This is a genomic window from Micromonospora sp. NPDC049275, assembly GCF_043197115.1.
Lineage (GTDB): Bacteria > Actinomycetota > Actinomycetes > Mycobacteriales > Micromonosporaceae > Micromonospora.
The window spans coordinates 281,247-293,864 of record NZ_JBICSN010000007.1 but is presented as its reverse complement, the minus strand read 5'-3'; the positions used below and the strand labels follow the sequence as shown (position 1 = coordinate 293,864).

10 protein-coding genes and 1 pseudogene are annotated in these 12,618 nt (G+C 71.8%); 4 read left to right on the top strand and 7 right to left on the bottom strand.

The window, feature by feature from the left end; genetic code table 11:
• Positions 1-216: 216 nt before the first annotated feature.
• The 4 genes and pseudogenes from ACGFIE_RS22610 to ACGFIE_RS22595 form a co-directional block, all read right to left on the bottom strand.
• Positions 217-564 (bottom strand): annotated as a pseudogene (locus ACGFIE_RS22610) (DUF3140 domain-containing protein); the annotation flags it as partial.
• Positions 551-769 (bottom strand): DUF2945 domain-containing protein, encoded by a 219-nt coding sequence (locus tag ACGFIE_RS22605; protein WP_393297424.1) that lies wholly within the window; start codon positions 767-769, stop codon positions 551-553. The pseudogene ACGFIE_RS22610 and the gene ACGFIE_RS22605, both read right to left, overlap by 14 nt.
• A 36-nt stretch (positions 770-805) precedes the next feature.
• The gene (locus tag ACGFIE_RS22600) at positions 806-1,408 is read right to left on the bottom strand and encodes a Uma2 family endonuclease (protein ID WP_393297421.1); all 603 of its coding nucleotides are present in this window, start codon (positions 1,406-1,408) and stop codon (positions 806-808) included.
• Between the two features lie 57 nt (positions 1,409-1,465).
• On the bottom strand, positions 1,466-2,272 hold the full coding sequence (locus tag ACGFIE_RS22595) for a class I SAM-dependent methyltransferase (RefSeq protein WP_393297418.1): 807 nt from the start codon (positions 2,270-2,272) through the stop codon (positions 1,466-1,468).
• Positions 2,273-2,722: 450 nt separating this feature from the next.
• On the opposite strand from ACGFIE_RS22595, the gene rpsA reads away from it, so the two are divergent.
• Positions 2,723-4,222 (top strand): 30S ribosomal protein S1, encoded by a 1,500-nt coding sequence (gene rpsA, locus ACGFIE_RS22590; RefSeq protein ID WP_007462801.1) that lies wholly within the window; start codon positions 2,723-2,725, stop codon positions 4,220-4,222.
• A 242-nt stretch (positions 4,223-4,464) separates the two neighbouring features.
• Entirely contained in the window at positions 4,465-5,649 is a 1,185-nt protein-coding gene (gene coaE / locus ACGFIE_RS22585) for a dephospho-CoA kinase (protein WP_393297521.1), read from the top strand.
• Positions 5,650-5,680: 31 nt separating this feature from the next.
• On the opposite strand, the gene ACGFIE_RS22580 is transcribed toward coaE, so the two are convergent.
• Positions 5,681-7,132, bottom strand: a complete 1,452-nt coding sequence (locus tag ACGFIE_RS22580; protein ID WP_393297415.1) for a hypothetical protein — start codon at positions 7,130-7,132, stop codon at positions 5,681-5,683.
• Between the two features lie 444 nt (positions 7,133-7,576).
• Here ACGFIE_RS22580 and uvrB point away from each other — a divergent pair, with 444 nt between their 5' ends.
• Positions 7,577-9,685, top strand: a complete 2,109-nt coding sequence (gene uvrB, locus ACGFIE_RS22575; RefSeq protein WP_393297412.1) for an excinuclease ABC subunit UvrB — start codon at positions 7,577-7,579, stop codon at positions 9,683-9,685.
• Positions 9,686-9,761: 76 nt separating this feature from the next.
• On the opposite strand, the gene ACGFIE_RS22570 is transcribed toward uvrB, so the two are convergent.
• Complete coding sequence (locus ACGFIE_RS22570; RefSeq protein WP_393297409.1) at positions 9,762-10,796, bottom strand: phosphotransferase; 1,035 nt, start codon at positions 10,794-10,796, stop codon at positions 9,762-9,764.
• Between the two features lie 275 nt (positions 10,797-11,071).
• Between ACGFIE_RS22570 and ACGFIE_RS22565 the strand changes: the two genes are divergently transcribed.
• On the top strand, positions 11,072-11,929 hold the full coding sequence (locus ACGFIE_RS22565) for a helix-turn-helix domain-containing protein (protein ID WP_393297406.1): 858 nt from the start codon (positions 11,072-11,074) through the stop codon (positions 11,927-11,929).
• Positions 11,930-12,037: 108 nt separating this feature from the next.
• Here ACGFIE_RS22565 and ACGFIE_RS22560 read toward each other — a convergent pair whose 3' ends face one another.
• The gene (locus ACGFIE_RS22560) at positions 12,038-12,331 is read right to left on the bottom strand and encodes an antibiotic biosynthesis monooxygenase family protein (protein ID WP_358111217.1); all 294 of its coding nucleotides are present in this window, start codon (positions 12,329-12,331) and stop codon (positions 12,038-12,040) included.
• Positions 12,332-12,618: the final 287 nt, after the last annotated feature.

The following is a 12,618-nucleotide window of genomic DNA, read 5'->3' as shown; positions in this document are numbered from 1 at the left end:
CGGGGCAGCCCGACCCACTCCGGGCGGTCAGGCTTGATCCCTGCGTGGGTCGGGCTGCCCCGGAACCCCTGACCTGGTCGTCCTGGTCGTGGCCGTCGGCCTGGTGGGGGTGCACCCCTCCAGGATCGGCGCGACCTCGGGGAAAGTGCTGCGTCGGGGCGTTCTGAGGCAGCGACTTCACCGGTGTTGCGCGGATCCTGCGCGAATCGTCTGCTACTTCAGGGGGTCGTGGCCCCAGTTCATGAGGGACCAGCGCCACTTGGTGTCGCGGACGTCGCCGGAGGGGCGCTGGGCCATGTGCCGGCGGACGTAGCCGACCACCTTGCGCATGTGCTTGTAGTCGCCCTCGGACAGGTCGGCGCGCTTGCGGCGCAACAGGTTGATGATCTTCCGGCCGGACTCGTGCCCGACGGACTCGCCGCCGCCGGAACGACCACCCTTGTGCCAACCGACCTGCTTCGACTCGTCGGTCTCCAGCCAGGACGACAGCTCGCCGGGCTTCATGTTCACGGCCTCGGTGAACTCCCGGTAGGTGTCCCGGCCCTGCTCGTCACCTCTGCTCATGACGCAGCGCCTCGGGTCGGTGGGCCACGTCGCGGCCCGTACCGTCACTGCGGACCCGGTACTGCGGATCGTCGGGGGCAGCGTTCACGGCCCGCCCGCGGATCCGCGTCCGGTCGGTGATCTCCTCCCGCACCACGCCGTACGCGCGGCTGCCGTGGGCCGACCAGGAGACATGGTCGCCCTTGTGGAACCTCTGCTCGGCCATGCTCCTCGGCTACCCGACACCGCCGAGGCGAAACGGCTACGGGGTGATCTCGGAGACGGGCAGCTTGATGTCGAACGGTTCGGCCAGCTCGATGACGTCGCCGCCGTCGATGACCAGCTCGTACTGCCGCTCACCGCCCGGCCCGACCCGGTCGCCGATCCGGTACGCGTACACGTGCACCGGGTCCTGCTCGATCCGCCAGTAGAACGGAATGCCGGCGGCGGCGTACTCGCCGGGCTTCGCGAACCTGTCGATCCGTCGCGTCCCGGGTGAGACGATCTCCACGGCGAGCACGACGTCCTCTGCTCGCAGGATGGAATTGACGGACGCGACACCGGCGCGGTGCAACAGCACGTCGGGCTGTCGGCTCGTGTTGTGGCTGAGCCTGACACCGATGGCTTGGGCGGCCCCGAGGTACTGCGGTGCGTGGCTGTGCAGCCAGAGCCACAGCAGGCTGGAGATGTTCTGGTGGCCCAGGGTGGGGGAGGGTGTCACCTGGATAACTCCGTCGACGAGTTCGACGCGGGGGGCGTCGTCCGGCAGGGTGAGCAGGTCCTCCAGCGTGTAGTCGGCACGCTGCTGCCGCATCGGATCCGGACACCAGGGGCCAGGTGATGTCGGGATGGGCTCGGCGCTCATGGGCCTGAGCCTACCGGCGATCGATGGCTCGCACGTCGGACCGCGGGTGCGACGCGCTCACCGGGCCGGCTTCTCGGTGACGAAGATGGCGGTGCCGGGGAACAGTCGTCCGCGCAGCGGGCTCCACTGCCCCCAGATCCCCTCGTGCCCCTCCGGCCACTCCGGCTCCACCAGGTCGAGCAGCCGGAACCCGGCGCCTACCAGTTCGCGGATGCGGTCACCGAGGGTCCGGTGCTGCTCGACGTAGGTGGCGACGCCGGTGTCGTCCTGCTCGACGTAGGGGGAGCGGTCGAAGTACGAGTGCACGGCCGTCAGACCGCCCTCGCCGGGATCGTCGAGGAAGATCCAGCGCATCGGGTGGGTCACCGAGAACACCCACCGGCCGCCCGGACGCAGCACCCGGTGCACCTCGGCGAGCAGGGCCGCCGAGTCGTCCACGAACGGGATCGCGCCGAACGCCGTGCAGGCCACGTCGAACGAACGGTCGGCGAACGGCAGGGCGAGCGCGTCGGCCTGCACCAGCGGTACGCGTACCCCGGTGCGGTCGGCGGCCTGTGCCGCGTGCCGCAACATGCCGGCGGACAGGTCGAAGGCGACCGGCCGCGCGCCCTGGGTGGCGAGCCAGCGGGCGGCGGCCGCGGCGCCGCAACCGACCTCCAGCACCCGCCGCCCCGACACGTCGCCGAGCAGGTGGACGTCGGCCTCCCGCAGCCCCTCCGGGCACCAGACGAAGTCCACGTCGCCGAGGAACCGCCCGTGCTCGGCCTGGTAGTCGTCGGCGTCCGTGTCCCACCAGCCGCGGTTGGCCCGCCGGGCCTCGGCGTCACCCACCCGGCGCCGGGTCACCCGGCTGTCGTCATCCACGCGCTCACGCTAGGCCCCGGTCATCCGGTTGGGGACGGCGGCGCGGCTCGATCGACTCGGTTTCCCTGAAGTCGCGGTGTCCGGGCCGTCGGGACACGCCGGTTTCCAGGAGATCGAGGCGATCAAGCGCGCGGGGCGCCAGGTGGTTGCTGGGGCCGCTGTGACGTACGAGACAGGAGGGGTCGTTTCCGGGCGATTGTTCGGCTTTCGCAGGGCATCACACGGCGACGAGTCGGGAGGGCTTGCACGCTGTGGTAATGCGCACGGTAGGCTAGACGATGCGCTCGCGGATCGTGTGTCTCGGCAGGGAGCAGGTGCGCGGTCGACGGAGCACATCATGATCCCAGTAGGTGATCGTTCGGTGTGCCCGGCGACGGATCCGCTGGCGCGAACAGGTCACCGCGACACCAGCCTGCTGTGACAACCCATCCGACCGGAGCAACCGCCCACATGACGAGCAGCATCGAGGCCCCCTCGAGCGCCACCCGGGTCACCCACGACGATCTCGGTTCCGAGGAGGCATTCCTCGCCGCGATCGACGAGACCATCAAGTACTTCAACGACGGCGACATTGTCGAAGGCACCGTCGTCAAGGTCGATCGGGACGAGGTCCTGCTCGACATCGGCTACAAGACCGAGGGTGTCATCCCCTCTCGGGAGTTGTCGATCAAGCACGACGTGGACCCCGCCGAGGTTGTGACGGTTGGTGACCACATCGAGGCCCTGGTCCTCCAGAAGGAGGACAAGGAGGGTCGTCTGATCCTCTCCAAGAAGCGGGCGCAGTACGAGCGGGCCTGGGGCACGATCGAGAAGATCAAGGACGAGGACGGTGTCGTCCGCGGCTCGGTCATCGAGGTGGTCAAGGGTGGCCTCATCCTCGACATCGGGCTGCGCGGCTTCCTGCCCGCGTCCCTGGTCGAGATGCGGCGCGTGCGTGACCTGCAGCCGTACGTCGGGCGTGAGCTCGAGGCCAAGATCATCGAGCTGGACAAGAACCGCAACAACGTGGTCCTGTCCCGCCGGGCCTGGCTGGAGCAGACGCAGTCCGAGGTGCGTACCGAGTTCCTCAACAAGCTGCAGAAGGGCCAGGTCCGCAAGGGCGTCGTGTCCTCGATCGTCAACTTCGGCGCCTTCGTGGACCTCGGCGGCGTCGACGGTCTGGTGCACGTCTCCGAGCTGTCCTGGAAGCACATCGACCACCCGTCCGAGGTTGTCGAGGTCGGCCAGGAGGTCGAGGTCGAGGTCCTGGACGTCGACCTGGACCGCGAGCGCGTCTCGCTGTCGCTGAAGGCGACCCAGGAAGACCCGTGGCGGCAGTTCGCCCGCACCCACGCGATCCAGCAGATCGTGCCGGGTAAGGTCACCAAGCTGGTGCCGTTCGGTGCGTTCGTCCGGGTGGACGACGGCATCGAGGGCCTGGTCCACATCTCCGAGCTGGCCGAGCGCCACGTGGAGATCCCGGAGCAGGTCGTCCAGGTCGGCTCCGAGGTCATGGTCAAGGTCATCGACATCGACCTGGAGCGCCGCCGGATCTCGCTGTCGCTCAAGCAGGCCAACGAGGGCTTCGTCGAGGGCGAGGAGCACTTCGACCCGACCCTCTACGGCATGGCCGCGACGTACGACGCCGAGGGCAACTACATCTACCCGGAGGGCTTCGACCCGGAGACGGGCGAGTGGCTCGAGGGGTACGACAAGCAGCGCGAGACCTGGGAGAACCAGTACGCCGAGGCCCGTCAGCGTTGGGAGGCCCACACCAAGCAGGTGCAGACCTCTCGCGCCGCCGACGCCGAGGCCGCTGCCAACCCGACTCCGGCCGTTCCGGCCGCGAGTGGCGGCACCACCTCCTCGTCCAGCCCGGCCCCGAGCCGGCAGGCCGAGGAGCCGGCCGGCACCCTGGCCACCGACGAGGCGCTCGCCGCTCTGCGGGAGAAGCTCGCCGGCGGCAAGTGATCCGCTGAACGACGACGGGCCCCGTCCCCGCGATCTCACGATCGCCGGGGGCGGGGCCCTCGCCATACCCGCGCCCCGCGCTCCGCGCCCCGCGCCAGTCCCCGCGCCCCGCGCCAGCCCTCGCGCCCCGCGCCCGGCGCTCCGCGCTCCGCGCCTGCGAGCGACAGGTGGGCGGTGGGTGAGCTGCGGGCGGGCGGCGCGCGGGTTTGGCGGGGAGGCGCATGATCCGGTTGACTGGTCGGGTGCTGAGGGTGGGTTTGACCGGCGGGATCGGGTCGGGCAAGAGCGCGGTGGCCGCGCGGCTGGTGGAGTTGGGTGCGGTGCTCGTGGACGCGGACCAGGTTGCCCGGGAGGTCGTCGCGCCGGGCACGGAGGGCCTCGCGGAGATCGTCGCCGCCTTCTCCGAGAAGGTGCTGGACGCCGACGGCGCGCTGGATCGCGCCGCGTTGGGGGCGGTGGTGTTCTCCGACGAGGCCGCCCGCCGTCGGCTGGAGGCGATCACCCATCCCCGGGTGCGGGCGCGTACGGCCGAGCTGATCGCCGCGGCGGCCCCGGACGCGATCGTGGTCAACGACGTACCGCTGCTGGTGGAGGTGGGGCTCGCCCCGACGTACCACCTGGTGGTCGTGGTGCAGACGGCCGTGGCGACCCGGTTGGAGCGGCTGACGCGCGACCGGGGGATGGATCGCGCGGAGGCGGAGCGGCGGATCGCCGCGCAGGCCGACGACGCCCGTCGGCGCGCCGCGGCGGATGTGGTGCTGACAAATGACGGAAGTCTGGTGGCGTTGCACGCCGCGGTGGACACGCTGTGGCGGCAGCGGCTGCAGCCCTACGAGCACAACCTGCGGCAGCGCCGGGTCGTGCCGCCGTTCGGCCGCGGCGACGAGGTGGAGGCCGATCCGGGCCGGTCCGAGCAGTACGCGCGGCTGGCCGCCCGGATCCGTCACGCGCTGGCACCGGCGGACCTGCGGATCGACCACATCGGTGCGACAGCGGTGCCCGGTCTCGCCGCTGCCGACGTCATCGACGTGCAGATCGCCGTGCCCCGCCTCGCCGACGCCGACGGGCCGCTGGCCGACCGGCTGGCGAACGCGGGGTTTCCCCGGGTGCCGGGGCACTGGTGGGACGATCCGCGCCCGGCCGGTCGGGGTCGGTGGGAGAAGCGGCTGCACGGCAGCGCCGACCCGGGTCGCCCGGTCCGCCTGCACGTGCGGGAGGCCGAGTCGCCGGGTTGGCGGTACGCGCTGCTGATGCGGGACCACCTGCGCGCCGATCCGGATCAGCGAGCCGCGTACCTGCTGTTCAAGCGGGATCTGGTCGACGCTGCGCCGCCCGTCGGCGACTCCGGCACGGCCCGCGACCCCTGGTTCGACGAGGAGTACCTGCGCGCCGAGCAGTGGGCCGCGCGGACCGGCTGGCGGCCCTGAGGCCCCCTGCCCACCGGGCGGGAAGGCGTGGTCAGCGCCGGGGCGCGCTGCTCGGTGGGGTGGCGCGCGGCGGAGGGCCGAGGCGGGGCACCACGGTGGGACTGAGGTCCACCTGCGCCCACGCGCCGGGGGCGGTGCGCAGCTCGACCCGGCGCAGCGAACCGTCCCGGTCGATCCAGTAGCGCAGCCGCGCGTCGGCCGTGCGGAGCTCCACGACGTCCACTGTCCGTCCGGCGGCGAGGTCCTCACGTACCCGCACGGCCGCGCCGCTCTGCCGCACCGGCCCGGCGGCGGCCACCGCGGCGTCGACCAGTAGGTCGAGGTCGTCGCGGGCGGACCGGGTGGGCCGCCACGACCCGGCCGGGACCGGAAACGGCGGCCGGCCGGGACTCTCGGCGGTGCCGCCGCCACCGGTCTCGGCCGGCAGATCCGTTCGGTACAGACCGCCGGCGTCGCGGCGCAGCAGGGTCCGGCGATCCGGTACGCCCAGGTCGGCGACAGCCACGTACGCGGTGCCGGCGGCCCAGCTCAACCAGCCGGCGCCCCGCAGGTTGGTGTCCGTGCCCACCGGGGCGGTAAGCGTCAGCGTGGCACCGCGCTGGCCGCGCAGCCGGGCGGGCAGCCGGTCCAGCCGGCGCTGCTCGGCGTCCGTGAGCGCGCGCGGCAGTCCGGGGCGGCCGCCGAGCGCGTCGACCGGGCGCAGCGTGGGGCGGTCGACCCGGTTGAGGAGCACCGTGACCGGGCCGACGCCGGGCAACCGGGTCACGAGCTTGTGCAGTCGGCCGTCCCGGTCGAGCCAGTAGCTGGTCGGCCCGTCCCGACCGGTCGCCGCCGTGCTGACCGGTGCCGGGCTGCCGGCGGCGGGTGGGCTCGCGGTGGGCAGCGGCGCCTGGAGGACGTCCACCGGCCCTGCCGCCACCACGTCCGAGGCGACCCAGCGGGCGTCGCCGCCGTCCAGCGCGGGGTCGGGGCGGTCGGCGGCGAGGCCGAGAAGCAGGTCGAGGACCGGCGCCAGCCCCGCGCCGGGTGTCAGGTGGCGCAGCCGCCAGCGGTCCGCCGGTGGCACCAGCGGTGGCGCGGCCGGGGTGGGCACGGCCGCCGGGTCCGGTCGGGTGACCAGCACCGGACCGGCCCTCTGCAGCAGGCCCCGCTCGGCGCCCGCCCCCGGCCCGCCCACATCCAGGTAGAGAAGGGCCCGCGACCAGTCCACCCAACCCACCAGGTCGGTACGGGAGGCGCCGGCGCCGGCCGTGACATGGACGCCGGCGCGCAGGTCCCGAAGGTTGGTGACCCGCATGGCGGCCAGCCGCTCGGCCTCCGGCACGGTCAGCGGCCGGGCCGGCGCGGGCGGGTCGGGAGCCCAGCTCAGCAGCCCGATCACCAGCGCCGTGGCGGACGTCACAGCGGTCAGGGCGAGCAGCAGCAGCACCGTACGCCGACGACGGCTCGCCCGGGAGCGGCCGGGGCTGTCGTTGGCGTCCATCTCGAGCGTGCGCCCGCCAGGGTCGGGAGCGGGGCCGCCGGCGCCTGTGGTGTCGGGGGAGGGGCCGCGCGCCGGTGCCGGGGAGGTGTCCACGGATGTGAAACGGGCGGGACGGCAGCGGGTGACGAGCCGAGGCAGGACGAGCCGAGGGGCGCCGAGCTGAGGGCGGAGCGGCGGGGGCGGCAGGGGCGCTCGCGGCGGCCGGTCTGCGCCTCGAGCGCGACCACACGGGTGCGCACGCCGGACGAGCCGGGTGCTGCGACCGCTGTGCCGGGCGCGGCCGGCCTGATGATGGCCTGGCCTCCGGCCCGGTCGGCCGCCGCGAGCGGCCTACATGGAGAGGGTAGTCCCGGTGACATGGGCCACACAATGGGAATATTGAAGCCGATCACACACCCTGCGCGACGACCGAACCTGTCGGACCTGCGGCGTACCGTTGAGGTCATGGCGCTCGACATTCCCCGGCTCGACGGCCGCTTCCAGGTCGTCAGTGAATTCCAGCCGGCCGGCGACCAGCCGGCCGCCATCGACGACCTTGAGCGCCGGGTGCGGCGCGGCGACCGCAACACGGTGCTCCTCGGCGCGACCGGCACCGGCAAGAGCGCCACCACCGCGTGGCTGATCGAGCGGCTGCAGCGCCCCACGCTGGTGCTCGCCCCCAACAAGACGCTCTGCGCGCAGCTGGCCAAGGAGTTCAGCGAGCTGCTGCCGCACAACGCGGTCGAATACTTCGTCTCGTACTACGACTACTACCAGCCCGAGGCGTACATTCCGCAGACCGACACCTACATCGAGAAGGACTCCTCGATCAACGAGGAGGTCGAGCGGCTGCGGCACTCGGCGACGATGTCGCTGCTCACCCGCCGCGACGTGATCGTGGTGGCGACCGTCTCGGCCATCTACGGTCTGGGCACCCCGGAGGAATACCTCAACCGGGCGGTCCGGGTCGAGGTCGGGCAGGATCTCGACCGCGACCAACTGCTGCGCCGGCTCGTCGACATCCAGTACACCCGCAACGACATGGCCTTCCAGCGGGGCACCTTCCGGGTCCGCGGCGACACGTTGGAGATCATTCCGGCGTACGAGGAGTTGGCGGTCCGCATCGAGCTGTTCGGCGACGAGGTGGAGAAGCTCTACTACCTCAACCCGTTGACAGGTGACGTGGTCCGTGAGGTCGACCAGTTGGTGATCTTCCCGGCGACGCACTACGCGGCAGGTCCGGAGCGGATGGAGCGGGCGATCCGCGACATCGAGGTGGAGCTGGCCGAGCGGCTGGCCGAGCTGGAGCGGCAGGGCAAGCTGCTGGAGGCGCAGCGGCTGCGGATGCGCACCACGTACGACATCGAGATGATGCGGCAGGTGGGTTTCTGCTCCGGCATCGAGAACTACTCGATGCACATGGACGGGCGGCTGCCCGGCAGCCCGCCGCACGCCCTGCTCGACTACTTCCCGGACGACTTCCTCACGGTGGTCGACGAGTCGCACGTGACGATCCCGCAGATCGGCGGCATGTACGAGGGTGACGCCTCCCGTAAGCGCATGCTCATCGACCACGGGTTCCGGCTGCCCAGCGCCGCCGACAACCGGCCGCTGCGGTTCGACGAGTTCCTGGAGCGGGTCGGCCAGATGGTCTACCTGTCGGCGACCCCGGGCACGTGGGAGCTGGAACAGGCCCAGGGGGAGTTCGTCGAGCAGGTCATCCGCCCCACCGGGCTTGTCGATCCGCAGGTCGTGATCAAGCCGACCAAGGGCCAGATCGACGACCTGATGCACGAGATCAAGCTGCGGACCGACCGCGACGAGCGGGTGCTGGTCACCACACTCACCAAGAAGATGGCCGAGGACCTGTCGGACTACCTCCTGGAGAACGGCGTCCGGGTGCGCTACCTGCACTCCGAGGTCGACACGCTGCGCCGGGTGGAGCTGCTGCGCGAGCTGCGCAAGGGCGAGTACGACGTGCTGGTCGGCATCAACCTGCTCCGCGAGGGTCTGGACCTGCCCGAGGTGTCCCTCGTCGCGATCCTGGACGCCGACAAGGAGGGCTTCCTGCGCAGTGGCCGGTCGCTGATCCAGACCATCGGGCGGGCCGCCCGTAACGTCTCGGGCCAGGTGCACATGTACGCCGACAAGATCACTCCGTCGATGGCGGCGGCGATCGACGAGACCGACAGGCGTCGCGCCAAGCAGATCGCGCACAACGAGGCACATGGGATCAGTCCGGAGCCGCTGCGCAAAAAGATCCACGACATTCTGGACGACATCTACCGCGAGGCGGAGGACACCGAAAACTCCCGGGTCGGCGGCGCGGCGCGTCAGCTCTCCCGGGGCAAGGCGCCGGTCAAGGAGACCCGTAGCCGTAGTCGGTCCGCCACCACCACCACGTCCCGGGAGGGGATGGCCCGCGCCGACCTCGCCCAGCTCATCCAGGAGCTCAACGACCAGATGCTGGCCGCCGCCCGGGAGCTGCAGTTCGAGCTGGCGGCGCGGATCCGCGACGAGGTCGCCGACCTGAAGAAGGAGCTACGCGGGATGGACGCCGCCGGCGTGAAGTGACGGCGGCCCGGCCGGCGGGCCGGGTCGCCCGAACGGCAGGCGGGAAGCGTCCTTGCAGAGCGGTCTGGTGCTGGGGTCAGCGGGTTTTCTGGAACCAGGCGGCGACCAACTCCAGCGGGCGGCGTCGACCGGTGAACATGGTGACCATGTCACGGAGGTCGTAGGTCTGGCGGCTGTCCGTGGGCGTGGTTATGAGGCGGTTGAGCATCATGGGGGCCAACCAGAAGTACTTCGCGGCGCCGGTGAGTTGGATGGCGCGGCGGACGGTGGCGGCGTCCACCGCGCCGGCGAGGCCGCGAAGGTAGCCGGTGGTGACCAGTTCGACGACCTCGTCGATCAGGCCCAGGTCGACCAGGCCGTCGAAGAACGTGTCGAGGATGAGGTTGGCGGCGTCCTCGCCGAGTGGACCTGGGCCGACGAAGCTCCAGTCCAGCAGCACCGGCCCCGAGTCGTCGACGATCAGGTTCGTCGGCCAGACGTCGTGGTGGCAGAAGGTGCGGGGCAGCTCATCCGTGGCACGCAGCACGTCGTACCGGCGTACCCAAAGCTCTCGTAGGCTGGTCCGGAGGTCGTGCGGCCAGGCGGAGGCCGCAGTGGGATGGTCCCAGGGAATCGGTTCGGTGACGGGGCGGGTCGTGGTGTAGTCGCGCAGCCAGTCGCGGGACAACCATGGCTCGGTGCGGCGCCGGCCTAGCCAGGACGCGTGCCCAGCGCCGAGCCGCTCGGCGAAGTCGCCAAGCATCGCGGGCGTTGCCGCGGTGCCGGGCACGCCGTCGACGTGCTCCAGCCACAGCGCGACCGACCCGTCGGGCCGGTCCGTCCACTCCAGTAGGGCCGGAGCGCGGATGCCCGCCGCCGAATAGGCAGTCTTCGCCAGCCCATCGCGGTAGGCCAGGGCTTCTCGCTGCCAGTAGTTCCAGTGGCCCTGGTCGGTGCTCGCCGCCCAGTGCGCGGGCACCCCGCTCCGGCCGGGCGGGGCCGCGATCTTCAAGATGGTATTCCGGCCATCGCGGTTCACCCGCCAGATACCGCCGGTCGCCCCGTTGAGTGAGTTGTGGGTCAGCAGCTCGGCCTCTGCCTGCCGCGCTATGAGATCACCCGGCGGGTTCATCAGCCCATCCTATGTAGCGCTCTCGTGCTGGCGCTGGCCAACCATCGATGCCATCGCAGCACCCTGGCCGGCCACGACCCAGAGCGACGGACACCGTATGCCGCCTGGCCCGGATTCATGCCACCGCCCGGGCCGCCCAGCCCGGATTGCGGCAACTTCGCGCGGACGGGACAGTCGTCGCCCGGCCCGTAGGCGACCCAGTCGATTGCGGTGAGCAAGCGAACTATTGCACTGGGTGATCGTCCTGCGTACGCTCCCTCGATGGGGAGGCGGGGATGCCGTTGCCAACAAGTCCTGTCATTCGACGCGCGCGGCTCGGCGCCGAGCTGCGTCAGTTACGTCGGCGCGAGGCGCTGACCCTGGAGCAGGTCTGCGACCGGCTGGGCTGGGCCTCGACCTCGAAACTGTCCCGCATCGAGCTGGGGCAGAGCCGTCCGGATCTCGCCGACGTGCTGGACCTGCTCGACATCTACCAGGTGCCGGCGGCGGCCCGAGACGCGCTGATCGTGATCGCGCGGGATGCCGCCACCAGCCGCGGTTGGTGGAAGACGCTCGGCGAGATGAGCGAGCGGCAGCGCGTCTACGCCGAGTTGGAGGCGGGCGCGGCCGACATCGTCGAGTACCAGCCGGCGGTCGTGCCGGGGCTGCTCCAGACGCCGGCGTACGCCCGGTCGCGGGTCGCCGCCAGCACTCTGCTCGCGCCGGAGGTCGACGTGGAGACGGAGGTGCGCGCTCGGACGCTGCGGCAGGAGGTGCTTCGTCGGGCCGAGCCACCGCGCTACACGGCGGTGCTCGCCGAGGCCGCGTGCGACAGGGGTGACCTGCCGGTCGACGTCTGGCGTGAGCAGTTGCGACACCTGGTGACGGTGACCGGGCTGGCCCACGTGACGGTGCGACTCGTGCCCCGCGGGGTGGCCGGCAGCGGGCTGCACCCGCTCACCCCGTACTCCTGGTATGCCTTTCCCGACCCGGCCGACCCGCGGACGGTGATGCTGGAGGCGCTGACCACCGACGTCCGGCTCGCGACGGTGCTCGACGTCGACAGGTACGAGCGGATGACCGAGGCGCTGCTGGCGGCCGCCCTGTCACCCGAGGAGACGGTCACCGCGCTGGCCCGCCGGGTCGGCGAGTGACGGCCGGTGCCGCCCGCGCGGCCCCCGGACCCGGCGCCCCCGAGTCCGTCGGGGCCGGCGGCCGGCGCGTGCGGAAGGCACGATAACCGCGGGGTACGACAGCTCCACTCAGGCCGGTACGTCGAGGAAGTGCTCGACGAGCGGCGGCCCGGCGAAGTGCGGCCCGATCAGCGCCCGCCACTGGGCGAACCGCTCGGTGTCCCGGAAGTTCTTCTCGTGCGCCTCGACCGAGTCCCACTCGACCAGCAGCACGAAGCGGGTCGGGGACTCGATGCCCCGGGTCATCCGCACCGACCGGCAGCCGGGCGTCCCGGCGAGCACCGGGTGACCCTGGGCGTACGCGGCGGCGAACGCGTCCTCGTGTCCGGGCAGTACGTCGATGAGCGCGACCTCAAGCACCATGCCGGAAAGCCTCCCACGACGGCGGACCGCCCCGGTGTCGCGGGGTCTGTTCCCGTGTCGGCGCAGACCCTGGGGTGGGTGCCCGGGAGGAGCACCGGCACCGCGTTCCGGATGGCCGGCACCGGCACCACGTGGGCGGAACTGCTGGGGTTCGCCACCGGCGTGGTCAACGTGTGGCTGGTGGGGTGGTCCGCGAGCAGCAGGCGGCCGACGCACCCCACACGAACTAGCCTCCTAGGATTCCTGCGGAGTGTGTGGCGCCACCGTCCCCCTGGGTGTGATCACGG

Excerpts from the sequence above, each read along its gene's own strand:
- ACGFIE_RS22605 (WP_393297424.1), bottom strand. The coding sequence starts at position 769 with ATGGCCGAGCAGAGGTTCCACAAGGGCGACCATGTCTCCTGGTCGGCC.
- ACGFIE_RS22600 (WP_393297421.1), bottom strand. The coding sequence starts at position 1,408 with ATGAGCGCCGAGCCCATCCCGACATCACCTGGCCCCTGGTGTCCGGAT.
- rpsA (WP_007462801.1), top strand. The coding sequence starts at position 2,723 with ATGACGAGCAGCATCGAGGCCCCCTCGAGCGCCACCCGGGTCACCCAC.
- ACGFIE_RS22580 (WP_393297415.1), bottom strand. The coding sequence starts at position 7,132 with ATGGACGCCAACGACAGCCCCGGCCGCTCCCGGGCGAGCCGTCGTCGG.
- uvrB (WP_393297412.1), top strand. The coding sequence starts at position 7,577 with ATGGCGCTCGACATTCCCCGGCTCGACGGCCGCTTCCAGGTCGTCAGT.
- ACGFIE_RS22570 (WP_393297409.1), bottom strand. The coding sequence starts at position 10,796 with ATGAACCCGCCGGGTGATCTCATAGCGCGGCAGGCAGAGGCCGAGCTG.
- ACGFIE_RS22565 (WP_393297406.1), top strand. The coding sequence starts at position 11,072 with ATGCCGTTGCCAACAAGTCCTGTCATTCGACGCGCGCGGCTCGGCGCC.
- ACGFIE_RS22560 (WP_358111217.1), bottom strand. The coding sequence starts at position 12,331 with ATGGTGCTTGAGGTCGCGCTCATCGACGTACTGCCCGGACACGAGGAC.